The sequence below is a fragment of the Streptomyces sp. NPDC002698 genome, assembly GCF_042888945.1.
Classification (GTDB): Bacteria; Actinomycetota; Actinomycetes; order Streptomycetales; family Streptomycetaceae; genus Streptomyces.
The window spans coordinates 1-23,606 of record NZ_JBIAQM010000014.1; the positions used below are offsets into that span (position 1 = coordinate 1).

At 72.2% G+C, this 23,606-nt stretch carries 23 protein-coding genes; 13 read left to right on the top strand and 10 right to left on the bottom strand.

Annotated elements, in window-relative coordinates; genetic code table 11:
* Both ACFYW9_RS20795 and zapE read right to left on the bottom strand, forming a co-directional pair.
* A partial coding sequence (locus ACFYW9_RS20795; RefSeq protein ID WP_389152200.1) for an SPFH domain-containing protein occupies positions 1-235 on the bottom strand: 235 nt, incomplete at its 3' end.
* Positions 236-370: 135 nt separating this feature from the next.
* Complete coding sequence (gene zapE, locus ACFYW9_RS20800) at positions 371-1,516, bottom strand: cell division protein ZapE (RefSeq protein WP_389152203.1); 1,146 nt, start codon at positions 1,514-1,516, stop codon at positions 371-373.
* Here zapE and ACFYW9_RS20805 point away from each other — a divergent pair.
* From ACFYW9_RS20805 to ACFYW9_RS20825, 5 genes are all read left to right on the top strand, one after another.
* Positions 1,515-2,327 carry a pyrimidine reductase family protein gene (locus ACFYW9_RS20805; RefSeq protein ID WP_389152206.1) on the top strand — a complete coding sequence of 271 codons (813 nt, stop codon included), beginning with the start codon at positions 1,515-1,517 and terminating at the stop codon, positions 2,325-2,327. The genes zapE and ACFYW9_RS20805 overlap by 2 nt on opposite strands.
* A gap of 113 nt (positions 2,328-2,440) precedes the next feature.
* Positions 2,441-2,914 (top strand): indole-3-glycerol phosphate synthase, encoded by a 474-nt coding sequence (locus ACFYW9_RS20810; RefSeq protein WP_351861417.1) that lies wholly within the window; start codon positions 2,441-2,443, stop codon positions 2,912-2,914.
* Positions 2,915-3,118: 204 nt separating this feature from the next.
* Complete coding sequence (gene murC, locus ACFYW9_RS20815) at positions 3,119-4,507, top strand: UDP-N-acetylmuramate--L-alanine ligase (protein ID WP_389152210.1); 1,389 nt, start codon at positions 3,119-3,121, stop codon at positions 4,505-4,507.
* 46 nt (positions 4,508-4,553) lie between these two features.
* Complete coding sequence (gene msrB / locus ACFYW9_RS20820) at positions 4,554-4,961, top strand: peptide-methionine (R)-S-oxide reductase MsrB (protein ID WP_351861413.1); 408 nt, start codon at positions 4,554-4,556, stop codon at positions 4,959-4,961.
* A gap of 503 nt (positions 4,962-5,464) precedes the next feature.
* Entirely contained in the window at positions 5,465-6,421 is a 957-nt protein-coding gene (locus ACFYW9_RS20825) for a hypothetical protein (protein ID WP_389152214.1), read from the top strand.
* Here ACFYW9_RS20825 and ACFYW9_RS20830 read toward each other — a convergent pair.
* Both ACFYW9_RS20830 and ACFYW9_RS20835 read right to left on the bottom strand, forming a co-directional pair.
* A complete protein-coding gene (locus ACFYW9_RS20830) occupies positions 6,407-7,135 on the bottom strand; it encodes a hypothetical protein (RefSeq protein WP_389152217.1) in 729 nt (242 codons plus the stop codon). The genes ACFYW9_RS20825 and ACFYW9_RS20830 overlap by 15 nt on opposite strands.
* 67 nt (positions 7,136-7,202) lie before the next feature.
* On the bottom strand, positions 7,203-8,309 hold the full coding sequence (locus tag ACFYW9_RS20835; RefSeq protein ID WP_389152220.1) for a lysylphosphatidylglycerol synthase domain-containing protein: 1,107 nt from the start codon (positions 8,307-8,309) through the stop codon (positions 7,203-7,205).
* 752 nt (positions 8,310-9,061) lie between these two features.
* On the opposite strand from ACFYW9_RS20835, the gene ACFYW9_RS20840 reads away from it, so the two are divergent.
* Positions 9,062-10,489 carry a YhgE/Pip domain-containing protein gene (locus tag ACFYW9_RS20840; protein ID WP_389152223.1) on the top strand — a complete coding sequence of 476 codons (1,428 nt, stop codon included), beginning with the start codon at positions 9,062-9,064 and terminating at the stop codon, positions 10,487-10,489.
* Positions 10,490-10,523: 34 nt separating this feature from the next.
* Here the strand turns inward: ACFYW9_RS20840 and ACFYW9_RS20845 are convergent, their stop codons facing one another.
* Both ACFYW9_RS20845 and ACFYW9_RS20850 read right to left on the bottom strand, forming a co-directional pair.
* Positions 10,524-11,393, bottom strand: coding sequence for a LysR family transcriptional regulator (locus ACFYW9_RS20845; protein ID WP_389152226.1), 870 nt, complete (start codon positions 11,391-11,393; stop codon positions 10,524-10,526).
* A gap of 193 nt (positions 11,394-11,586) precedes the next feature.
* On the bottom strand, positions 11,587-12,555 hold the full coding sequence (locus ACFYW9_RS20850) for a helix-turn-helix domain-containing protein (RefSeq protein WP_389152230.1): 969 nt from the start codon (positions 12,553-12,555) through the stop codon (positions 11,587-11,589).
* A 209-nt stretch (positions 12,556-12,764) separates the two neighbouring features.
* Here ACFYW9_RS20850 and ACFYW9_RS20855 point away from each other — a divergent pair, with 209 nt between their 5' ends.
* Genes ACFYW9_RS20855 through ACFYW9_RS20875 form a run of 5 tightly spaced genes read left to right on the top strand, consistent with a single transcriptional unit; the run spans position 12,765 to position 16,950 of the window.
* Positions 12,765-14,201 carry an ATP-binding protein gene (locus ACFYW9_RS20855; RefSeq protein WP_389152233.1) on the top strand — a complete coding sequence of 479 codons (1,437 nt, stop codon included), beginning with the start codon at positions 12,765-12,767 and terminating at the stop codon, positions 14,199-14,201.
* The gene (locus ACFYW9_RS20860) at positions 14,198-14,611 is read left to right on the top strand and encodes a roadblock/LC7 domain-containing protein (protein ID WP_351861396.1); all 414 of its coding nucleotides are present in this window, start codon (positions 14,198-14,200) and stop codon (positions 14,609-14,611) included. The genes ACFYW9_RS20855 and ACFYW9_RS20860 overlap by 4 nt, the downstream gene beginning before the upstream one ends.
* Positions 14,608-14,973, top strand: a complete 366-nt coding sequence (locus ACFYW9_RS20865; RefSeq protein ID WP_389152236.1) for a DUF742 domain-containing protein — start codon at positions 14,608-14,610, stop codon at positions 14,971-14,973. The genes ACFYW9_RS20860 and ACFYW9_RS20865 overlap by 4 nt, the downstream gene beginning before the upstream one ends.
* Positions 14,951-15,553, top strand: a complete 603-nt coding sequence (locus ACFYW9_RS20870; protein ID WP_389152239.1) for an ATP/GTP-binding protein — start codon at positions 14,951-14,953, stop codon at positions 15,551-15,553. Before ACFYW9_RS20865 ends, ACFYW9_RS20870 begins: the two co-directional genes overlap by 23 nt.
* 38 nt (positions 15,554-15,591) lie before the next feature.
* The gene (locus tag ACFYW9_RS20875) at positions 15,592-16,950 is read left to right on the top strand and encodes a cytochrome P450 (RefSeq protein WP_389152649.1); all 1,359 of its coding nucleotides are present in this window, start codon (positions 15,592-15,594) and stop codon (positions 16,948-16,950) included.
* A 130-nt stretch (positions 16,951-17,080) separates the two neighbouring features.
* Here ACFYW9_RS20875 and ACFYW9_RS20880 read toward each other — a convergent pair whose 3' ends face one another.
* The 3 genes from ACFYW9_RS20880 to ACFYW9_RS20890 all read right to left on the bottom strand — a co-directional run bounded on the left by ACFYW9_RS20880 (position 17,081) and on the right by ACFYW9_RS20890 (position 19,599).
* Positions 17,081-18,325 (bottom strand): cytochrome P450, encoded by a 1,245-nt coding sequence (locus tag ACFYW9_RS20880; RefSeq protein WP_389152242.1) that lies wholly within the window; start codon positions 18,323-18,325, stop codon positions 17,081-17,083.
* A 189-nt stretch (positions 18,326-18,514) separates the two neighbouring features.
* On the bottom strand, positions 18,515-18,934 hold the full coding sequence (locus ACFYW9_RS20885) for a DUF6114 domain-containing protein (RefSeq protein WP_351861388.1): 420 nt from the start codon (positions 18,932-18,934) through the stop codon (positions 18,515-18,517).
* On the bottom strand, positions 18,928-19,599 hold the full coding sequence (locus ACFYW9_RS20890) for a DUF6230 family protein (protein ID WP_351861386.1): 672 nt from the start codon (positions 19,597-19,599) through the stop codon (positions 18,928-18,930). Before ACFYW9_RS20890 ends, ACFYW9_RS20885 begins: the two co-directional genes overlap by 7 nt.
* A 716-nt stretch (positions 19,600-20,315) precedes the next feature.
* Here ACFYW9_RS20890 and ACFYW9_RS20895 point away from each other — a divergent pair.
* Positions 20,316-20,981, top strand: coding sequence for a Tat pathway signal sequence domain protein (locus tag ACFYW9_RS20895; protein WP_389152247.1), 666 nt, complete (start codon positions 20,316-20,318; stop codon positions 20,979-20,981).
* 18 nt (positions 20,982-20,999) lie between these two features.
* On the opposite strand, the gene ACFYW9_RS20900 is transcribed toward ACFYW9_RS20895, so the two are convergent.
* On the bottom strand, positions 21,000-21,956 hold the full coding sequence (locus ACFYW9_RS20900; protein ID WP_389152250.1) for a lytic polysaccharide monooxygenase: 957 nt from the start codon (positions 21,954-21,956) through the stop codon (positions 21,000-21,002).
* A 398-nt stretch (positions 21,957-22,354) separates the two neighbouring features.
* On the opposite strand from ACFYW9_RS20900, the gene ACFYW9_RS20905 reads away from it, so the two are divergent.
* A complete protein-coding gene (locus tag ACFYW9_RS20905) occupies positions 22,355-23,554 on the top strand; it encodes a damage-control phosphatase ARMT1 family protein (RefSeq protein ID WP_389152253.1) in 1,200 nt (399 codons plus the stop codon).
* Positions 23,555-23,606 lie beyond the last annotated feature (52 nt).

The window sequence follows — 23,606 nt, forward strand, 5'->3', positions numbered from 1 at the left end:
TGATGCCCTCCTGGGCCGGGATGGGCAGGGTCACGATCTGCATGTTGACCTTGCGCAGCCGGTCCACGAACGGCACGACCATGGTGAAGCCGGGGGAGCGGACCTCTCCCGCGAGCCGCCCGAGGCGGAAGACGACCCCGCGTTCGTACTGCTTGACCACCCGGGCGCCGGCCGCGACGTAGATCACCGAGGCGGAACAGGCCGCCGTGATCGCCACGATGAGTTCCTGGACCATGACGACCCCCTTCCGAGCCGCCTGACAAGTCTGGCCATTCCACTCTACGTCGCGGGGGCACGGTTGTTGCCGGGTCGGCGAGGGGGTTCCTGGTGCCCTGCCCCGCGTCCCGCCGCATCATCCCAACGACGGACCCTAGGCTCCCGGGCCCTCCACGAGCCCCTTCGCGTCGCGGGCGAGCGCGGTCAGCCGGGAGATCGCGCGGAAGTACTTCTTGCGGTAGCCGCCGTTCAGCATCTCCTCGCTGAACAACTGGTCGAAGGGCATTCCGGAGGCGAGGACCGGTACCTCGCGGTCGTACAGCCGGTCGGCGAGCACGACGAGCCGCAGCGCCGTCGACTGGTCCGGGACGGGCTGGACGTCGGTGAGGCAGACCGCCTGGATGCCGTCCGTCAGGGCGCCGTACCGGCTGGGGTGTACGCGGGCGAGATGGCCGAGCAGGTGCGGGAAGTCGTCGAGGGACGCGCCGTCGGTGGCGTACGCGGCCTTGGTGACCTGCTCGTCGGAGAACGGGGCGGGCGCCTCGGGCAGCCCGCGGTGGCGGTAGTCCTCGCCGTCGATGCGCAGCGGGCGGAAACGCGCGGACAGGCCCTGGATCTCCCGCAGGAAGTCGGCGGAGGCGAACCGGCCCTCGCCGAGCTTGCCCGGAAGCGTGTTCGAGGTGGCGGCGAGCGCCACGCCCGCGTCGACCAGCTTGCCGAGCAGGGTGGAGACGAGGACGGTGTCGCCCGGGTCGTCGAGTTCGAACTCGTCGATGCACAGGAGGCGGTGCCCGGAGAGGGTCTGCACGGTCTTCTGGAAGCCGAGCGCGCCGACCAGGTTGGTCAGCTCGACGAAGGTGCCGAACGCCTTGAGCGCGGGCTCCGCCGGGGTCGCGTGCCACAGCGAGGCCAGGAGGTGGGTCTTGCCGACGCCGTAACCGCCGTCCAGGTAGACACCCCGGGGACCGGCCGGCGTCTTCGGGGCCTTGCCGCGGCCGAACAGCCTCCGCTTGGGCGTACCCACGGCGTGCGCCCCGCCGAGACCCCCGGCGAAGGCCTCCAGGATGCCTACGGCCTCGACCTGGCTGGGCTGGTTCGGGTCCGGGATGTACGTGGCGAAGCGGACCGAGTCGAAGCGCGGCGGCGGCACCATCTCGGCGACGAGCCGGTCGGCGGGGACGTGCGGCTCGCGGGCGCACAGGGACAGCGGGGCCGCTTCGGCTATCGGGTCGATCGCGGAGGCGGTGGAGGTGGACGACACGGTTACCCACTCTATGCGCCGTGCCACACTGCAACCCATGCGACGCCTGTTCCCTGTGACCTACGAAACAGCAGCCCAGCCCTCCGGCGAGGCTTCCGGGACGGATGGGACGGAGCGTGAGTGGGAGCTCGGGGAACTGGCCGAGGCGTACGCCTACCCCGACGTCCGCCTGCCCTGGCTCCGGGCCAACATGGTCTCCACGCTCGACGGCGCCGCCCAGCACGACGGGCGCTCGCAGCCCATCTCGAACGCCACCGACATGAGGATCTTCGGTGTGCTCCGGGGGCTCGCGGACGTCGTGGTCGCCGGCGCGGAGACGGTGCGGCAGGAGGGCTACCGGCCGGCCCGCGCGCGTGAGGCCTTCGCGGCGCCGCGGGAGGCCGCTGGGCAGGGCCCCGCGCCCGCGATCGCGGTGGTCACGGCGAGCCTCGACCTGGACTTCTCGCTGCCGCTGTTCACCTCGCCCCTGGTGCCCACGCTGGTGCTGACCGGTGCCGCGGCGGCCCCGGACCGGGTCGCCGAGGCCGAGCGGGCGGGTGCGCGGGTGGTGATCGCCGGGGACGGCGTGGGGATCGATCCCGCGCGTGCCGTACGGGTCCTGGGCGACCTCGGGCACACCAGGCTGCTGACCGAGGGCGGGCCCAGGCTGCTGGGTCAGTTCGTCGCGGCCGGTGTCCTGGACGAGATGTGTCTGACGCTGGCCCCGATGCTCGCCGCGGGTGACGCCCAGCGGATCGCGGGAGGGCCCTCGGTGTCGGTTCCCCAGCACTTCGAACTGGCGTCGCTGCTGGAAGAGGCCGGGTTCCTGTACAGCCGGTACCGTCGATCCGGCCGACAGTCGGAACAGTAGATTCCGTTTCTCTTCGGACGGGCACACTAATTCGCGCAGTACCCGTGCTGTCACGGGGCAGGATGGTTTCCGCAGGGGGCCGGGACGGCCCACGGACGAGAAGGGCGCCTGGCGTGTTCACGAGCGTATTGATGATCGAGAAGGCCCTGACGTCCGCCGACGTGGAGTTCGTCACCACCTTGCACGGTGACGAGGCGGTCACTTTCCATGTGCTGCTCCAGCCCCGGGGCGACCAGGCGGACCGGCTGCTGCGGGCCATCGACGACGTCGCGATGGGCGAGCTCGACGAGGCGACCCGCGAAGGCGAGACGCCGGAGGGCGAGGAGGCCGTCGGCCAGGGCGAGCGGGCGCTGGAGGTGTCGCTGACGGCGCTGCGCGGGTCCGGCAGCACGGCCGAGGGCCGGCTGATCGAGGACCACCCCCTCGACGCGCTGAAGACCTTGGTCGACCAGGTGGAGGCCGACGAGGTCATCGTGCTGACCGACCCCCACTACGTGGAGGAGTTCTTCCACCGCGACTGGGCCTCCCGGGCCCGCCACAAGGTGGGCGTGCCGGTCCTGAAGCTGTTCTCGCACAGCAAGGCGTGAGCCGGCTCCCGGTGCCGGGGACCGGTGTGAGCAGGCTTCCGGTTCCGGGGACATGGGAGCGGCCCGGGCGCGTGTCCCCGGGCGTCCGGGCCGGTCCGCCGGTGTCCCTTGTGAGGCGCCGTCCGCCGCACCCAATAGGCTGGGCCCGCGTTCCCCTCGGGAGAACGCGCCCACCTTCGTACCGGATCTTGGGGAGATACACGCATGGCACCCGGCCTTCCTACCGCGATGGACCGACCGCACTTCATCGGCATCGGCGGCGCCGGGATGTCGGGCATCGCGAAGATCCTCGCGCAGCGTGGAGCCCAGGTGGCGGGCAGCGACGCGAAGGAGTCCGCCACCGCCGAGGCGCTGCGCGCGCTGGGCGCCACGGTCCACATCGGGCACGCGGCCGGCCACCTCGCCCCCGACGCCACCTGTGTCGTGGTCTCCTCCGCGATCCGCGCGGACAACCCGGAGCTCGCCCGCGCGGCCGAGCTCGGCATCCCGGTCGTCCACCGCTCGGACGCCCTCGCCCGGCTGATGGACGGCCTGCGCCCGATCGCGGTCGCCGGCACGCACGGCAAGACGACCACCACCTCGATGCTGGCCGTGTCCCTGTCCTCGCTCGGCCTGGCCCCGTCGTACGCCATCGGCGGCGACCTCGACGCCCCCGGTTCGAACGCCCTGCACGGCGAGGGCGAGATCTTCGTCGCCGAGGCCGACGAGTCGGACCGCAGCTTCCACAAGTACGCGCCCGAGGTCGCGATCATCCTCAACGTCGAACTCGACCACCACGCCAACTACGCGTCGATGGAAGAGATCTACGAGTCCTTCGAGACGTTCGTGGACCGCGTCACCGAGGGCGGCACGCTGGTGATCTCGGCGGACCACGAGGGCGCCCGCGAGCTGACCCGGCGCCTCACCGGCCGTGGGGTGCGCGTCGTGACGTACGGCGAGTCCGCCGACGCGGACGTCCGGGTGCTCTCCGTGGTCCCGCAGGGCCTGAAGAGCGAGGTGACGGTCCTGCTGGACGGCGCCGAGCTGACCTTCGCGGTCTCCGTACCCGGCCGCCACTACGCGCACAACGCCGTGGCGGCGCTGGCCGCCGGTGTCGCCCTGGGCATCCCGGCCGCCGAGCTGGCCCCCGCGCTCGCCTCGTACACCGGCGTGAAGCGCCGCCTCCAGCTCAAGGGCGAGGCGGCCGGCGTCCAGGTCGTCGACTCCTACGCGCACCACCCGACCGAGATGACCGCAGACCTGGAGGCCATGCGCGCCGGCGCCTCGGGCCGCATCCTCGTGGTCTTCCAGCCGCACCTGTTCTCCCGCACCCAGGAACTGGGCAGGGAGATGGGCGAGGCCCTGTCGCTGGCGGACGCCTCGGTCGTCCTGGACATCTACCCGGCCCGCGAGGACCCGATCCCCGGGATCACCAGCGAGCTGATCATCCAGGCCGCGCGGACCGCGGGCGCGGAGGTGACGCCGGTCCACGACAAGGCCGAGGTCCCGTCCGTCGTCGCGGGAATGACGAAGCCCGGTGATCTCGTTCTCACCATGGGCGCCGGCGACGTGACGGATCTCGGACCCGAGATCCTCGCCCGCCTGGCCGAGTGACCGTGGCCCCTCAGTGGGCCTCCTTGAACGTGAGGGGTTGAGCTTCATGTCGTACGACATCGAAAAGCCGGACGAGCAGTGGCGCGCGGAGCTGACCCCGGCCGAGTACACGGTGCTGCGCAAGGCGGGCACCGAGCCCGCCTTCACCGGTGAGTACACCGACACCAAGACGACGGGCGTCTACTCCTGTCGCGCCTGCGGCGCCGAACTCTTCACCTCCACGGAGAAGTTCGAGTCGCACTGCGGCTGGCCGTCCTTCTACGACCCGAAGGACTCGGACGCCGTCGAGCTGATCCAGGACCGTTCGCACGGAATGGTGCGGACGGAGGTGCGGTGCTCCCGCTGCGGGTCGCACCTCGGCCATGTGTTCGAGGGTGAGGGGTATGCGACGCCGACGGACCAGCGGTACTGCATCAACAGCATCTCGTTGCGGCTGACGCCGGACGAGGGCTGACGCGGCTTCGGCCCCGAAGGCGCCTCGGCGCCTTCGGGGCCTGACCGGGGCCGGCTCCATGAAGGCTCGCTCCGGTGCCGTGCCCTCGACGCGGTGGCATCGCGGGGCCTACCTTCTAGGTCCCTCGTTCTTCCCGTGCAGGGGGACTCCATGCCGTCGCTCAGACCCGGGCCGCTCACGGCGGTACGGTTGCTCCTACGCCTTCAGATGATGTTCTCCGGAGGCAAGTTGCCGGGATTCGGCTGGCCTCTCGCGAACGCGCGCCTGTTCATCTGCACGGCGCCCGAGGGATGCCGCTGGGCCCGGTTCCTGCTCCATCCCACGAACCGTGATCACTGTCCGGATCACGGCCTGGGCACCCGCCATCCGGCCGAGGACGGTGACCGGAACCTGGACGTGAGGTGCCCGGAGCCCGGGTGTGCCGTGGAGACGCGCATCGACGCCTACGACGAGGCACGTCACCACGCGTCCTTCTTTCGCTGCGCGAGCCATGGGGAGAGCGGATGAGTCAGCTGAGCGCGCTGGGAGTCGTGGACGCCGACCTCACCCCGAGGCTGAAGTTCGTCAACATCCTTCCCTCCGCCCTGCTCATCACCGTGGTGGTCGCGCTGGTTCTCGGCGGTGCGCCTTCCCACGCTCCCACCATGAGCCTGCTTCTCCGCAACGCCGGTTCGCACGGCTGGGCCGGTGCCGTGGTCGCGACAGCGGGCGCGCTCGTCGCCGGGCTGCTGCTGCAGCCGCTCGAGCTCGCCTCCATCCGGCTCCTGGAAGGCTACGTCAGCCCCACGGGCCCGCTCGGGCCACTGGCCCGGCTGCGCACCTGGGTGCACGAGAACCGCAGGTCCAGGCTTGCCTGGCAGAAGACCCACCTGCGGGACGAACCGGGCACCGAGACCGCGCGGTCCAGGCTCGCCCTCATGCCGGACCAGGCGCCCGTCCTGCCCACCACCCTGGGCAACCGGCTTCGCGCGGCCGAGGAACGGGCCGGCCGCCCCTACGACCTCAAGGCCCTGCTGGCGTGGCCGCGCCTGTACTACGTCCTTCCCCAGGACGTGCTGCGCTCGATCTCGGACGACCGCAACCAGCTCGACACCGCGGCCCGGTTGTGCCTCTCCTTCGCCCTCACCTCGGCCACCACGGCCGGGCTCCTGCTGCCGCACCCTCGGTGGCTGGTGCTTCCGGCGGTCTTCGCGGTGCTGTCGTGGTGTGCCTACCGGGCTTCCGTCCACGCGGCCACGACATACGGGGAGTCGGTCGCGGCCGTGTTCGATGTCTACCGGTTGAAGCTGTTGCAGGAGATGAACCTCGCGATTCCGGCCGACACGGCGAAGGAACGCGTGCTCAACAGGCGGCTCATGGACTACTGGTCACGGGACGACGACACCGCACGGCCCCGCCCGCTGACGTACGACACCGGCAGCGGCGGATCCGGCGGACAGGGCGGTTCAGCGGCTCCCTGACGCCTCGTCGGACGTACGGATCTCGATCCCGCCGAGCAGCGAGAGCCCCTTGATATGGAGGGTCGGCTTCGCCGGCGGACCGGGATCGAGCGGCTGCGGTCGGCGCCAACCGGCGGAATAGCGCTCGACCTTGAGATCCCAGTCCGCCGGGACCACTATGTCGATTCCGCTGAGCACGGCCGTCACGTCGAGTCTGGCCTCGTGTCCGACCCTGCCGTTGCTGTCGACCGTTTCGTGGAGCCGTGCTCCCCGCAGGTCGATCACACACCCGCTGGCGATCGCGGTGACCGTGGCGAGGGAGAACACCCCGCGCGGCCACACCACGCTTCTGGCCTCCGCCACCGAGACCAGGCGTGTCACGAGCGGCCCGTCGGCGGGGGGCGTCGTGACCGCCATGCCGACGAGCATGAACGTGCCCGCCAGCAGCAGTGCCAGTGGCCACAGGTAGGGGCGGACGGAGTCGGGGAGGGGGTCGCGGGTCAGGAGGAGGAGCAGAGCGCCTGCGAAGGTCACGGCCAGGGGGCCGCGGAGGACGTTCTTGGCGGCGAGGAGGAGCCGGAGGGTGCCGCCGAGTCCGAGGGCCACCAGGGCGAGGGGCCACCAGTCGCGCAGGAGGGTGAGGAGGTGCGCCGTGGGCGCGAGCCGGTCCACCAGGGCAGCGAGACCGGTGGCGGACAGCGCCAGTGCGATCCATATGCGCAGATGGCTTCTCACGGAAGCGAACGTTAGCCCATCGTCCGTACACCGAGTGCGGGTGGCGGACGCTTCGCCGTCGCGCCGTTCACAGCACCTTGCGGTGCACCAGGGCTGACAGGATGAGCGTGCCGGGGAGCAGCGGGATCCAGACCGTCAGGACGCGGTAGCCGATGACGGTGGCCGTCGACAGGCCCGTCGGGGCGCCCAGCGAGACCATCGTGAAGACCATGGCCGCGTCCACGGGGCCGATTCCGCCCGGTGCGGGCACGGCGCCGACGGCGGTACTCGCGATCAGCAGCGCGAACACCACCTGGGCCCACGACAGCGGCAGCCCGAGCGCGAAGCCGACCGCCGCGATCGTGCTCCCCTGGAGCACCGGGGCGACGGCCGAACCGCCCCAGAGGGCGAGCACGCGGCTGGGCCGGGTGTGCAGGATCCGTACATCGGTCAGCGCGGTGCGGACGAAGTCGACGGCCGGGCGGCGCAGTGGACGGACCGTCGTCACGAGCAGGCAGACGGTCGTGAGACCGAGCGCCGCGCTTCCTGCCGCCGTCAGCAGCGTCGAGCGGTCCGGGGCGAGCGCGCCGAACCGCAGGGTGTCTCCGACGGCCACCAGGAAGACGATGAGCACCGGAATCCTCGCCACCGGCTTGACCAGCGAATACAGGGCGAGCGAGGCGGTCGCGCGGGCCAGGGGTATGCCTCTGCCCCGCAGGAAGCGCAGGGTGACCGCGTGGGCGCCGATGCTCGCCGGCAGCACGTGGTTGGCGGCGCCGGCGGCCAACTGCGACGCCAGCAGCAGGCCGGGCGGCAGCCGTTCCGGCAGGGCGCCCTGCCGGACGCACGCGGCGACGACCCAGCCCAGCAGGGTGAAGAGGAACCCGGCCAGCAGCCACCAGGGATCGGCGTCGCCCAGCCGGGCGACGCCGTCGAGCACGGCGCTCCGGTCCAGCGCCGCCCACGTCCCGATCAGCAGCAGGGGGAACAGCGTCACCACCAGGCGGGTGAGGCGCGAGAGGGACGTGGGGCGGGCGGCGGCGGGAGGGGAGCAGGTGGTTGTCGACGGGGAGTGCGCCGATGCGGGGTGGGCGGGGCAGGACACGTCGCCGGCCGCGGGGATGGTGGTGCGTGTGGGTGACGGTGCCGCTGGGGGCGTGGTGGCGGGGAGGCTGTCGAGCGGAGGCAGGGACACGGCGCACGTCGTCCTTCCGCGTCACGCCCGGGTACGGACGGACGGATCCAAGGCGAAGCAACGGGGACGGGGGAAACGTGCCCGCCCGGTGTGACGCCACGGTGTCCGGGAGTGGAAGGGGGACCAGCGCGTGAGCGACACGGCGCCCGGCAACGGAGCGGCAAGGGAGGGGAACGGCGCGAGACCGCCACGGCCGAGGTGCCGCCCCCGGTGCCGGACGCCCCGCGAACCCCGGTGGTCGAGGTGTCGTTCCCGGTGGCGGATGCCTGGTGAACGCCGGGTTCGGGCGCTCTGCCGACCACGGTGACGGAGGTGTTGATCCCGGTGGCGGATGCCTCGTGGTCCCGGTGGTCGAAGCGCCGTTCCCGGTGTCGGATGCCCGGTGGACCCCGGTGGTCGAGGTGTCGTTCCAGGTGGCGGGTGCCTGGTGGACGCCGGGTTCGGGCGCTCTGCCGACCACGGTGACGGAGGTGTTGATCCCGGCGTCGGGTGCCCCGTGGTCCTCGGTGGTCGCTCGGCGGACTCCGGTGCCGGACGCCCCGCGAACCCCGGTGTCGGATGCCCGGTGGAGCCAGGTGGTGTGGGTCCGGTCGGCCCCGGTGACGGACGTCCGTGCCCGGGGAATCGGCGAGTCGCCGTCCGAGGCACACGCGCACCCCCGATCCTGACCTGACGCGCGGCCCTGGACTCCCCGGCCCGAGGGCCGCGCGCCCATCGCCGCTCCCGTGCCGCCCCGGAACCTACGGAGAACCATGGACGCCGACAGCAATCACCCCGCGGACGACGGCGCCGAGGACCCCACGGGCACCGCGGGCGAGGACGACGGTGCCGTCACCCGCCCCGGCGGACGCGACGGTACGGACGACGGCGCGGCCGCCCCCGCAGGCGCCCCCGTCCAGGCGCGCGCCGCCACGCTCCTGCGCCACCCGAAGCTGTGGCTGGTGCCCACCGTGCTGACGGGGCTGCTCGCGCTGCTGCTGTCGCTGCTGTACATGGGCGGCATCGTCGACCCCAGCGGGCATCTGCGTCACCTGCCGATCGGCCTGGTCAACGAGGACACCGGCGAACCCCCTCCGGGGCAGCGGCAGAACGCGGGAACCCAGGTCGCCGCGGCCGTCGTCGCGAGCGACACCTCCGGCACCGTGCGCTGGCGCAGGCTCACCCGCGCTCAGGCCCAGGACGAACTCGCCTCCGGCAAGATCTACGGCGCTCTCGTCGTCCCCCGGAACTTCACCGACTCGCTGACCGCGCTGACCACGGCGAACGCCACGGTCCGGCCCACCATGACGGTGCTGACCAACCCCGGTACGGGCAGTCTCGGTTCGTCCCTCGCGAGCCGGATCACCACGGCGGCCGCCCAGCGGAGCTCCACGACCATCGGCAAACAGCTGACGGCGTCCCCGGCGACCGCGAAGGCGGACGCCACGACACGACTGCTCCTCGCCGACCCCGTCCAGGTCGTCACCCGCATCGGGCACCCCATCGGCACGCACAGCGGCCTCGGGCTGAGCGCGTTCTACTACACCCTGCTCCTGGTGCTGGCCGGCTTCCTCGGCGGCAACCTCATCGGCACCGGCGTCGACACGGCCCTCGGCTACGCCGACACCGAGATCGGCCCCTGGCACACCCGCCGTCCGACCGTGCCGATCAGCCGCACCCAGACCCTGCTCCTGAAGATGGTCATGACCGCCGGGATCACCGTGCTCACGGTCTCCCTGGTCATGCTGGCCACCGTCGCGATCCTGGGCATGGACGCCACGCACCTGCCGTTGCTGTGGATCTACTCCTACTGCGCGAGCCTCGCCGTCGGACTGGGCGTCCAGGCGATCAACGCGGCGTTCGGCGGGATCGGGCAGCTCGTGTCCATGTTCGTGTTCATCGTGCTGGGCCTTCCGTCCTCGGGCGCCACCGTCCCGCTCCAGGCGGTCCCCGGCTTCTACCGGTTCCTGTCCGTCTTCGAGCCCATGCGCCAGCTCAGCGACGGGGTGCGCGCCATCCTCTTCTTCGACGCGCGGGCCGACGCCGGGCTGGGCCGCGCCTGGCTCATGATCGGCGTCGGCGCGGTGCTCGCCCTCGTCTTCGGCTTCGCGATGACCCACTACTACGACCGCAAGGGCCTGGACCGGCTGACGCCCCAGCCGCCCACCCGCCCGGCCACCCGTCCCGCGGCGTCCACCTGACCGGGCCGGCGGCTACGCGCGGTCGGGCCCGTCCTCAGGTCAGGTGGCGCAGGAGCGCGCGGACCGCGGGAGGGGGATCGCCACGGGGGTGCACCATCATGATCTTCCAGTGCGGGGCGTGCCGGGCGAACGCGTGGGTGCCGAGGCCCGGGAACCGTCCCGCGATCGAGGCGGGCATGACACAGACGCCCAGGTCGTCGCGGACGAGTTCGGCCGCGGCCACGATGTCGTCGACCTCGAAGACCGCCTCCCGTTCCACACCGGCGGCACGGAACGCCCGGTCCACGCAGAGACGGATCGCCCAGCCCGGCGCGAAGTCCACCAGCGGCAGCCGGGCCGCCTCGGCGAGGGTGACCGTACCGTCCGGGCCGGCTCCGGAGAGCGGGCGTGAGGGGGCGGACACCAGCACCATCTCCTCGTACGACAGCAGCCGGGTCACCAGGCCCCGCTGCCGCTGCCGGTCGAGTGCGACCACGGCCAGGTCGACGCTGCCCTCGCGCAGCCCGTGCCGGATGTCGGCCATGGACCCCTGCCGCAACCGCACCACCACGCCCGGATGCTCGGCCCGCAGCGCGGCCAGCGGCCGGTGGAGGTCGGCCCAGACACCCCGCGCCGTGCCGATGGTGACCCGGCCCCGCAGCTGCCCCCGGACCAGGTCGACGGTCGCCCGCGCCTGTTCCGCCGCCCGCAGAGCGGCGCGCGCCGCCGGGACGAAGGCCTCGCCCGCCGGGGTCAGGACCACCCGGTGCGTGGTGCGGTCGAACAGAGGGGTGCCCAGCTCCCGTTCCAGCGCGAGGACGGCGCTCGACACGGCGGACTGCACCACGTGCAGCCGCTGGGCCGCGGCGGTGAAACCGCCCTCCTCGGCCACCGCGACCACGACCTCCATCTGCCGCAGATCCATCTCCGCTCCCGGGGCAGCAGCCCGTCGTGTACCGGGATCCCGTACTGGAGCGGGATTCCGTCCCGTACCGATCGTCGGTACCGATCGTCCGTACCGATTGTCCCAGGACGTGATCGTCCGTGGGGGCGGCGGAAGCGGCGGCCGGGGCAGGCGCGGGCGGGTGGATGTACGGGGGAGGGGATCGGGTGAGCGGTCACGTCCCGCGGACACCGTTGCGCATCTCGCGCGGGCTCACCCCGAAGCGCTGCCGGAAGGCGGTGCTCAGCGCGCTCGCCGACGAGAACCCCGAGGCGTAGGCCAGATCGGTGATCGTGAGGCGCTCGCAGTCGCCGCACCGGAGCCGTTCGCGGACCAGCCGCAGCCGCTCCTCGCGGATCAGGTCGCGGGGGGTGGTGCCCGCGTGCTGAAGGGCGAGCTGGATCTGGCGCAGCGACCAGCCGAGGGCGCGGGCCATGGACGTACCGGTGAGGCCGGGGTCGGCGGCGTTCTCGCGGACGTGGCGGCGCACCACCGTCTCCACGTCGGACAGGTGACGGGCGCCGTCGGGGCGGTCGTCACCGGCGGTGAGCATGCACAGCAGTTCCACCACCCGGTCGGACACGGCGTTGAACTGGGCGTCGGTGAGGTCGTCGCGCTCGGCGTGCAGACCGTCGAGCATCGAGCGGACGACACGGCCGAGGCCCCTGCTCAGGTCGAGGCCGGTGGCCAGCGGCGACTTGCGGTTCAGCGGGCCGTCCAGCTCGCGGGCCGGGATCGTGAGGACGAACGCCTGCGTGGCGGCGTCCTGGACGCACTGGAACGGCGACCCGAACGAGACGATCGTGCCCGTCCCCGGCGTCAGCCGTGCCTCCTGACCGTCCTGCCGCAGGAGGATCTGCCCGGTCAGCGGCAGCAGTAACCGGTAGTCCCCGTCGGGATCCTCACGGATCTGCCCCACGGTCCTGCTGTACTCGATCTCGTCCGACCGGAACCTGACGAGCTGATACGCCTCGGTGCGCTGTCGGACCGTCTCGCCGCGGAAGTCGTCGGTGCGGCTGTACCGGTAGTCCATCCGGGGCTGGTACGACCCGATGTGCTCGCTCCAGAAGTCGGTCCGCTCCGACGATTCCACCGCACCCGTCGACCGGGTTTCCACCAGGTAGTTCCCCGTGGGCAAGGCCACCATCGACTCCCGTGCGGGTGAGGGCAGTTACACGGTGTCAGCCTAGTGCACACAGCCGGTGCGCATGGCGGCAACTTCCTTGCGCGCAGGGGAAAGCGCGAACGCCGACGCGCGGCTACCGTCATGCGCCCCGCCAACTCGCACCACATCCCTCACTGTTCCAGCTCGTGCCCCAGCAATGCGTTTCCGCATAAGAGGACTTGAGGACCATGACCGAACGGATACCGGAGGCCGCGTCCTGGTGCCTGGCGGCCGGGCTGCTCGCCGTCACCGTGCTGCTGCTGCGCCAGCGCGGGATCAGTTCGCGGCAGCGCCGGCGGACCGGCGATCTCACGGAGGACCTGCGCGCCCGCGACGAGGAGCTGCGCCACCTGGCCGAGGTCCGCCTGCCCACCCTGGAGGACACCCCGCACCAGCACGTCACCCCGGGTGCTCCGCCCACCGCTCTGCTCGACGCCCGCCTGGCCGGCACGGACTTCGCGAAGCACCTCGACGGCGTCCTCGAACGCTTCTCGGAGGCGGTGGGACACGCACAGGCGCGGGCCGACCGGTCCGCGAAGTCCGCGCTCAAGGCGTCGATGCGCTCGATCCAGGCCCTCGCCAACGAGCAGCAGGTGTCCATCGCCGAGATGCAGGACCGGCACGATCACCCCGACGTGCTGCGCGATCTGCTCGAGATCGACCACACCAACGCCCAGTTCGGCCGCCGAGCCCAGGCGATCGCCGTCCTGTGCGGCTCCTGGCCCGGCCGGCAGCGCGGTGCCTCGGAGCTGATCGAGGTGGTGCGGGGCGCGACCTCCCGCGTCCGTGACTACCGGCGCGTCCGCGTCAACGGACAGGTCGACGTCGCCGTCGAGAGCCGCGCGGTGGAACCGGTCGTCCTCGCCGTCGCCGAACTGCTGGACAACGCGGCACGCCACTCACAGCCCGGCACCACCGTCGAGGTCACCGTCCAGTCGGCGCACAACGGCGCCTGCGTGGTCGTCGACGACGCCGGTGTCGGCATGGACGGCGGAGCGGTCGAGCGCGCGGCCGGGCTGCTGACCGGCCGCGACCTGGTGGACGTGACCCGGCTCGACGACCCTCCGCAGTTCGGCTTCGCCGTCATCGGCGTACTCGCCGCACGGTACGGATTCAGCGTCTCGGTGGACACCCGGTCCCCGTACGGCGGCGTGCGAGCGGTGGTCTTCCTGCCCACGACGCTGCTCACGCATCCGGCCCCGGCCGTGACGGTGCCCCCGTGGGCCGGGCCCACACCGACGGCCGGAAGGCCGACGGGCGCGCCGCCGGTGCTTCCCACCCGGCGGTCGGCCGAGCCCGTCGAGACGACGACGGCCGGTGGCCTGCCGAAACGGCGGCGCCGGGTCCCGGCGCCGCCGGGCCTCGCGGGACAGTCCGCCGCCGTGCCTGCCGTGCCTGCGCCCGCCGAGGACGTCAGCGCACGGTCGGCCGAGGAGAACGCCCGGCGCATGGGGGCGTTCGCCCGCGGCACCCGCTTCGGCCGCGCGGAGCAGGACACCACCGGGACCCGGGCCGTCCCGCAACCGCCGCACGCCCCCGGCACCCCCGGTAACCCTGGTACCTCCGAGACCTCCGAGACCCCGTACGGAACACCCCACTCGATCGAAGGGAGCACACAGGGATGACCGCGCCCATGACCAACGAGCTGGGGTGGATGCTCGACGAGGTCCTGAAGGTGCCGGAGGCCCGGCACGCGATCCTGCTGTCCACCGACGGCATGCTCCGCGCCCACTCCGCGGACATCGGCCGGGACGACGCCGAGCGGCTGGCCGCCGGCCTGTCCGGCGTGCAGTCGATCAGCCGCAGCACCGCCGAGTTCTGCGGCAGCCCGGACACGCCCTGGCGGCAGACCCTGATCGAGTTCGCGCACGGATACGTCTTCCTCGTCGCCGCGGGAGAGGGCACCCACCTCGCGGTGTCCACGACCGAGAACGTCGACATGGAGGCGGTCAGCTACCGCATGCACAAGATGGTCGACCGGCTCGGCAAGGAGCTGACCAGCCCCGCCCGCGAGGACACCGGCAGCCCGGCATGACACCGCCCGGACGTCGTCCCGGGGAACGGCTGGTGCGGTCGTACGTCGTCACCGGCGGCCGCTCGCAGCCCTCACGCAACACCCTCGACCTCGTCACGCTGCTGATCGCCGCCGCCGGCCCGCCGCTCACCGGGCTGAGCCCCGAGGCGCGGCGGCTGATGGAGCTGTGCCGGCCCGGGGCCCTGTCGCTGGCCGAGGTGGCGGGCCATCTGGAGCTGCCCGTCAGCGTCACCAAAGTGCTGGTCGCCGACCTGATGGACAGCGGTCACCTCGTCACCCGCGCGCCGATCCCCTCCGCCGGGCCGTCGTCCGACACCCGCATCCTCAAGGAGGTGCTCGATGGACTGCGCTCCCGCCTCTGAGACCGCGTATCTGCCAGAGGGCGTGCGGACCGCCGTGAAGCTGCTGGTCGTGGGCCACTTCGCGGTCGGCAAGACCACGTTCGTCGGCGCGCTCTCCGAGATACGCCCGCTGCGCACCGAGGAGGTCATGACCCAAGCCGGTTCCCTCGTCGACGACTTGACGGGATCCCGGGACAAGACCACCACGACGGTCGCCCTCGACTTCGGCCGCGTCACCCTCAACGACACCCTGGTCCTCTACCTGTTCGGCGCCCCGGGACAGCGGCGCTTCACCGGACTCTGGCGGGACCTGACATGCGGAGCGCTCGGCGCGCTCGTTCTCGCCGACACCCGCCACCTGGACCGGTCCTTCGAAGTCATGGGCCTGCTGGAGGAGTTGGGGCTCCCTTACGCCGTGGCCCTGAACGACTTCGACAACAGGCCCGCGTACGGCCTCGACGAGGTGCGCGAGGCTCTCGACCTGCTGCCCTCCACCCCGCTGCTGCGCTGCGACGCCCGCGACCGGGTCTCCGCCACCGAGACCCTGATCGCCCTCGTCACTCATCTGCTGGCCCGCACCGGCGAACTGGAGAACGCGTGAACGCCGTACCTCCCCCCGGCTGCCCGGCCCGCCGGTCCCTGTACGGGCCGGAGTTCGCGGCCGATCCGAGGGCGGTCTACCGGCTGCTGCGGGAGTCGGGACCCACCGCGCCCGTCGAACTCGCCCCCGGCGTCCGGGCCACCCTTGTCACCGGGTACGACGCCGCGCTGCACGTCCTGCGCAGCCCGGAGACCTTCTCCAAGGACCCGCGGCACTGGAAGGACCTCGCCGGCGGTACCGTCCCGGCGGACAGCCCGGTTCTCCCGATGATGACGTACCGGCCCAGCGCCCTGTTCACCGACGGCGAGGAGCACGCCCGGCTGCGGGGCGCCATCACCGACACGCTCGCCCGCGTCGAGTCCGGCACGCTGCGCGGCTATGCCGAACGCGGCGCCGACACCCTCATCGACCGGTTCGCGCCGCGCGGCACGGCGGATCTGCTCGGCGAGTACGCACAGGTCCTGCCCCTGCTCGTCTTCAACCACCTCTTCGGCTGCCCCACCGGGCACGGTGTCCGGCTCGTCGAGGGAATGTCCGGGATGTTCGACGGGGTGGACGCCGAGAAGGCGTACGAACTGCTCATCGACACTCTGCTCGACCTGGTCGCGCTGAAGCGGCGCCGGCCGGCCCCCGACCTGACGTCCTGGCTGATGGAACACCCGGCCGCGCTGACCGACGAGGAGCTGATCCACACCCTCGCCGTGCTGATGGGGGCAGGCACCGAACCGCAGCAGAACCTGATCGCGAACGGCCTGCGCCTGCTGCTGTCCGACGACCGCTTCGCGGGCGACCTGTCCGGCGGGACCCTGCCGGTGGAGGACGCCCTCGACGAGGTGCTCTGGACCGACCCGCCGATCGCGAACTACGCCGTGCACTATCCGCGGTACGACGTCGTGTACGAGGGCACGCCCCTGCGCGCGGGCGATCCGCTGGTGGTGAGCCTCGCCGCCGCGAACACGGACCCTGCGTTGACGAGCCGTCAGCGCACCGGCAACCGGGCCCACTTGGCGTGGAGCGCCGGTCCGCACACATGTCCCGCGCAGGGTCCGGCACGGCTGATCGCGTCCGTCGCGGTGGAGAAACTCCTGGACCGGATCCCCGACATCGAGCTGACGGTTCCCGTGGAGGAGCTCCAGTGGCGTCCGGGCCCGTTCCACCGCGCGCTCGCCGCCCTGCCGGTGAGCTTCCCGCCCGTCCCGGCCGTCGAACGCTCGGAGAACGGACGCTCGGAGAACGGACGCTCGGAGAACGGACCGCCCGGGGGTGGACGCGCCGACGGCCCGGAGCGGCCGTCGGTCGACTCCTTCCCGCCGCCCGCGTTCGAGCCCTGGGCCCCGGGGACCGGCCGCCCGCGGAGCGCCTGGGCGCGGGCGGCGGCCTGGTGGCACGGGGAGTGACCCGGTCCCGGTGAGGCCGGACATCAGGCACAGGACCCTGGGAACCCGACCCGAGGAAGGAACCCGACCCGAGGAACCCAACCCCAGGAACCCAGGAACTCGAACCCAGGAACCGACCTGGGAAAGCGCCCTAGGAAAGACGGACCGGCAGTGAGCGGTGGCCGTTGGAGATGAAGGAGCCGACCGGCCTCAGCTCCTCCTCCGGGACGGCGAGCCGGAGGTCCGGGAAGCGGCCGAACAGGGCCGGCAGGGCGATCCGGGCCTCCAGGCGGCCCAGCGGCGCTCCCAGGCAGCGGTGCACGCCGTGGCCGAAGGCGAGGTGCTCCTTGTCGGCGCGGGTGACGTCGAACTGATCGGCGTCCTTGCCGTGGCGCTCGGGATCACGTCCGGCGGCGGCGTAGGCCACGAGGATCGCCTCGCCCTCGGCGATCACGGTCCCCTCGGGGCCGCCGAGTTCGGACAGGGCGATGTCCTCGACGGCGTACCGCAGCGGCAGACTCGCGACCGGCGCGTCCGCCCGCAGGGTCTCCTCGACCACGTCGTCCCAGTCGGCGCGGCCCTCCCGGACGTGCGCGAGCTGGGCGGGACGGGTGAGCAGGGCGTGCACGGCGTTGTCGATGAGGTTGACCGTCGTCTCGTGACCGGCGCTGACCATGAGGCTCAGGGTGTCCAGCAGTTCCTGTTCGCCGAGCGCGGTGCCGTTCTGGTCGTCCCGGGCGGCGATGAGCCCGGACGTCAGGTCGTCGCCGGGCGACTTCCGCTTGGCGGCGACGAGTTCGGCCAGGACGGCGAGCAGCCGGCCGTGGGCGGCCGTCATCTCGCCGGGGTCGGCGGAGGTGTCGAACAGACGGTCCACCAGCTCGCGCAGCTCGGGACCCCGTTCCTCGGGCAGTCCGAACAGTTCGCTGATCACCTGGATCGGCAGCGGGTAGCAGAACTCCTCGCGCAGGTCGACGACCCGGGAGCCGCGTCCGGCCTCCTCCACGCGGTCCAGGAGCTGCCGGGTGATCTCCTCGACGCGCGGCTGGAGTGCGGCCGTCCGGCGGGCGGTGAACGCCTTGGAGACCAGCGTGCGCAGGCGCCGGTGCTCACCGCCGTACGCCGTGAACATGTTCTGTACGGTCACCCAGGTGAACAGCGGCCACTCGGGCGTGATCGTGCCGTTCGCCAGCAGGGGCCAGTGCTGCTTCGCGTCCTTCGACACCCGGGGATCGACGAGCAGCCGCTTCAGGAGTTCGGGGCCGCTCACCGCCCAGGCCTCGACGCCCCCGGGAAGCTCCACCCGGGCCAGTGGCCCGCTCTCGCGGATCCGGGCGGCCTCCTCGTGGATGTCGCGTCCGGTCACGTCGATCACCAAAGGACGTGGACTTCCCATCAGGAACCTCCCGGCAGTCGAACTCCGATGTGCATACGGCGCGTCACGGTACGCGATGGCGCGGGATCGTCCGCAGGCGCCGGTGCCGGATGCGTACGGTGTCAACTTCCTTGCGCGTAGGGGCAATTACGTCTTCCCTGCGTGTGCGGGCAAGCCAGTGGGGGTCCGGATCACGCCGGGCCTCCCGCCTCAGGCGTGCTCGCGGCGCAGCAGCCGTCTGCGCGGCTTCTGATCGGGGAGCCAGCCGAAGGCGAGGCAGCTTCCGACGACCCCGAGGAGCAGGCCGATGAAGAAGCCGCCGAGGTTGGAGGTGACCCAGGTGCCGAGCGACAGCAGGATGCCCAGCAGGGAGTAGAACAGGCGCTGGGCCGGGTTGAAGAGGATCAGCAGGCCGCACAGCAGCATCACGGTGGGCAGCAGGTAGCCCGCGAGGCCCTGCATCCCGATGTGCAGGACGACCTTCAGCGACGCCTTCTCGGTGAGCAGGATCTCCGCCCCCGCCAGGGTGAGCAGCAGCCCGCCCCAGAAGGGGCGGTTCGCGCGCCACCGCCGGAAGGAGCCCCTCAGGTCCCGGGAGTCGTCCGTCCGCGCTTCGGTGCTCATCAGCATCCTTGGTCGCTGAAGCGGAGCTTGAGGCCCGGGAGCTTGAACACCCCGGCCGTCGTCGCGTAGTTGGTCTGGCGCAGGTTCGCGATGCGCACGGTGTCGGCCTGCTGGCTGAACACGCCCTTGGGGCCCTGGACCCCGGCCTTGTCGAGCGTGCTGGCGTCGTTGCCGATCTCGATGTTGTTGAAGGAGGCGTTGCCGGACAGTTCCGTGGAGTCGGTGGTCAGGTTGGTCGCCTGGACCTTGTCCGCCCCGCTGCCGGCCGTGATGAGCAGGTTCGTGCCCCCGAGGTCGACGCTCTGGCACAGGTGGTCCAGGGTCGCGTTCTTGATCGCCGAGGTGACGATGAGGACCTGGCCGCCCGTGTCGCCGGCGTTCGGGCTGTCCTCGGCCATGTTGTCGAGGCCGCCGAACTGCTCGAAGCCGGTACCGTTCAGCTCGGTCGCGGTGACCGTGAACGGCATGCCGGAGATGGCGAACTGGACACCGAGGGCCCCCTGCGCCGTCGCGATCATCAGCCCCGCGGCGACCGCGGTGGCGGGTATCGCCATCACGGCGGCGCGGCGCAGCCGGACCCGCCCGCGTCGGTCCTGTCCGGCGGCTGAACCGCTTTCCGGGGTCTCGGGCGTGGAACCGTTGGACGCCGTGGCGTCCGAGGACGAAGCCATGTCTGCTCCCTGGGCACGTTCGATGCGGGTATCGATGCGGGTTGGGCTCAGTGGCGCGTTGTCCTGGCGCGGACAGCGGCTGCCGCGTACGCCTCCTCGCGCCTCCCGGCGGTTGCAAGGGCTTTCTCGTTACGCGGCAGTAGCCTTCGAGGAAGTTACCGGGGGTTACACGCACGGTCAAGGCACGTGTGGGAAACCCGTGCCCGTTGTGCCTCACCTGTGAACACGCGTCGGCCGGAGAGTCGTGCTGACCTCCAACTTCCTTACAGCGCCTTGACGTTGACCCTTCATCAGGTCTACAACTCTCCCTGTTTCCCGGATCCGTGGCGCCGGATCCGTCCGCCGACGCGCCCGTCACCTCCCGGACCCCGCTCTGCGGGGCGGTCATGGCGTGTTCCGGAGCGGCCCTGACGCGTACGCCGAAAAAGGCACGCCCCTCGGCCGATCCCCGAACCCGTGGCACCGGCGCGGTCACCTTCCCCCGAGGGCCGTACCGGTCGCCCGGCTGTCGCCGCCGGTCCGTGACGTACGGAGAAGGCGTCACGGACCGGCGGCGGTCCATCACCGCACCACTCCCGCGGGCGGGCCCGGTATTCCGGCCCGTCGTCGCGCGCGGCCCGTTCGACCCCGCACACCCGCGCCACCTTCTCGACCCGCACCCCCGCGCCCCGGCGCGGTCAGGCACCCACACCCCCATCGGAGAAGAGGCACCCCCCATGCGTACTCGATCCCTGCTCGCCCTCGCCGGCGCCGTCGCGGCTCTCTCGGCGTCCGCCGTCGTCCCCGCCTCCGCGGACGACGTCGCGGTGCTCACCACCGGCAGCGCCGGAGGAACCCCCGTCGCCGTCGGCGACGTCCTCACCGCCTCGCTGGCGAGCGGCACCAACGCCACGCTCTACTCCAGCAGCACCGGAACGAGCGGCGTCTCCTGTTCCGCGTCGACCTTCACCGCGACCGCCGCCGACAATCCGGCGTCCCCCGGCACGGCCACCGAAACCCTCACGGGCCACACCTTCGGCGCCAGTTCGTGCAGCAGCAACGTCGTCGGCGTCCTCGGCGTCACCAGCATCACGGTCGACAACCTGCCCTACAGCACCGCGGTGGGCTCCGACGGAAGCGTCACGGTCACCCCGGCCGCCGGCTCCAGCATCCAGACCACGGTCAAGCTGCGCTCCCTGCTGGGCACGCTGACCTGCGTCTACCGGGCGGCGAGCCTCACCGGAACGACGGACAACTCCGACAACAGCCTCAGCTTCACCAGCCAGCAGTTCACCAAGTTCTCCGGCTCGTCACTGTGCTTCGCGAACGGCTTCTTCACCGCGAAGTACGCCCCCGTGACCGACACCAGCCAGGCGGGCAGCCCGGCTGTATTCGTCAACTAGCCCCCGCGGGAGCCCGGTTCACTGCCGGCGTCGTAGCACGACCGCGACGCCGGCAGTGAGCAGCAGGGCCGCGCCGGCTCCTCCGGCGACCAGGGGGAACGCGGGGCCGCCGCCCGTGGTGCTCTCGGCGGCGGGCGCCAGCCGGTCGGTGCCCGCCTGCGCGGCCGCCGAACCGGCCTCAGGAGAAGGCGAGTCGGCGGACGGCGACGGGGCGGTGGGGCTGGGTGCCGTGGATGCCGGCCGTGTCGCCTTGGGGGATTCCTTGGTGCTCTTGCCGGCGGAACCACTCCCGGCGGTCCCCGGGGTCCCGGCGGTCCGGGCCGGCTTCGACGTCCCGCTCCCGCCGGAGAACACCACGTCCGAGCACGAGTAATAGGTGTCCGCCGTACTGGAGTTCTGCCAGATCGTGAACAGCATCTGGCGGCCGGTGCGGTCGGACGGCAGCGTCGCGTTGATCCGGTAGGCGCCGCCGACCAGGGCGGGATCGGTGACCGTGGCGAACGGCCTTTCCGGCAGGTCGGACCACTTCAGCGACCGCGTCGGGCTGTAGCCCTGCTTGGTCAGATAGAGCTTGAACGTCCCCGTGTGCGCGATCGTCGAGCTGTACTTCATGGTCATGGCCGCACCGGGCGTCAGACGCGTGGCCGGGAAGTCGGAGCGGGCCAGGTCGAGGCCCTTGTAGGCGGGCAGACCGCCGCTGCACAGCTTTCCGTCCGGGATCACCGAGCGGTCCCGGCCGTTCACACCGCCCACCCGCAGGTTGTCCCACGCCGTGAACGGCGAGCCGTTCGCCGCGATCGCCGCCCGGCAGGCCGCCGTGCCCTGGCTGCCGCCCTCGGGCGAGCACGCGTACACCCGGCTGACCGGGGACGTCGGCGCGCCGTGCGCCGACGCGGTCCCCGCCGCCCACGTCGTGAGCAGCAGCGGAGCCGCCAGGGCGACAGCGGCCGCGGTGGCGGTGCGGTAGGCGGTCATCCGGAACGTCTCCTCGGTGCGTGGGCGAAGCGGCGCGCCACCGCGCGCGGCCGGGACGCACTCCTCGCACGGGGCACGGGGGGATACGGATCCGGAGCGCGGAGTGTTCAGCCGGATCCGCAATCCGTGCGAATCGGGACCACCTCGCCGCGTCACGGGCGGGCGAGGGCCGAACACCGCCCGGATCGAGGGTTTTCCCGCTATCCCTCCGCCGGGCCGCCTGCCTATCGTTCAGCGCGACCGCCGGGGGGCGCCGCACCCCGGATCATGGGCACGACCGCGCGGCACCCGCAACGGCCGACAGCTCGAAGTCGACCGCTGGGCTCTACGGGGGGAGGGGCCGCTCGGCGCGCACCGCGTCGGACGGCCCCTTCTGTTCTGCCGGTACGGTGAGCCGCATGCGCGATCCCGACGCCCCCGCCCCCTCGGCCGCCGATCCCGACGACGCCCCGGTGGTCGTGAGCTCGGAGCGGGGCTCGTTCCCCTGGAGCGTGCTGGCGCAGCGGCATCCGGCGCTCATCCGGAAGGTGCGGGACGCCTTCCCGTACGGTCCCGAACAGCGCCACGCGCTCGACGCCCTGCTCGGGAACTGCGCCGAGGGGGTCGTCGAACCGCTCATGGAGCCGGCGGCGGACCGCGGCCGGTGGGATGCCTGGGGTGGCCGGGAGTACTACGGCCGGTCCTGGTTCGACCTGCCGTTCCTGTGGTCCGAGAGCTACTTCTACCGCAAGCTCCTCGAAGCCGTCGGCTACTTCGAGCCGGGCCCCTGGCAGGGCATCGACCCCTTCCGCCCCTTCAAGCTCGCCGAGCTCGACACCCCGGAGGCGGACGAGGAACTCGCCGCGCTGGACGACCTCGCGCGGCGGCCGGCCGGGGAACAGGAGGAGGCGCTGCTGCACGGCTCGCTGTGGGGCAACCGCGCCGACCTCGGGTTCAGCCTGGCCGGCACCGGGGGCGGGACGGCGGCCGAGTCCCAGCTCGTGGCGAACGACGCGGACGTGCTGCGGTCCCTGCTCGACGGCGGCACCCTCTGTCTCGTCGCGGACAACGCGGGCCGGGAACTCATTCCCGACCTCCTCCTCGTCGACCACCTGCTCCGGCACGGCCGGATCGGGCGGGCCGCCCTGCACGTGAAGCCGTACCCGTACTACGTCTCCGACGCCACGACGGCGGACGTGCTGGACGCCCTGCGCCGGCTCACCACCGCGAAGGGAGCGGCCGGCGAGGCCGGGAACCGTCTCTGGGCGGCCCTGTCCGAGGGCCGGCTCACCGTCCGGACCCATCCCTTCGCCTGCGGCCCGCTGCCGTACGCCGATCTGCCCGACGACCTCCGGCGGGAGTTCGCCGCGGCCGACGTGACCATCCTGAAGGGCGACCTGAACTACCGCCGGCTCATCGGCGACCGGCTCTACCCCGCCACCACCCCGTTCGCCGCCGCCACCGCCCGTTTCCCCGGCGCGGTGGCCGCGCTGCGCACCCTCAAGTCCGATGTCGTCGTCGGGCTCACCCCCGCCGTCGAGGCGGCCCTCGACGCCGCCGAGGACGACCGCTGGCGCACCGGCGGAACCCACGCGCTGATCCAGGCGAGACGCGGATGACCACACGCCGGGCTCCCGGAGCCCGTGGCGCCGGCTGAAGCGGCAGGGACGG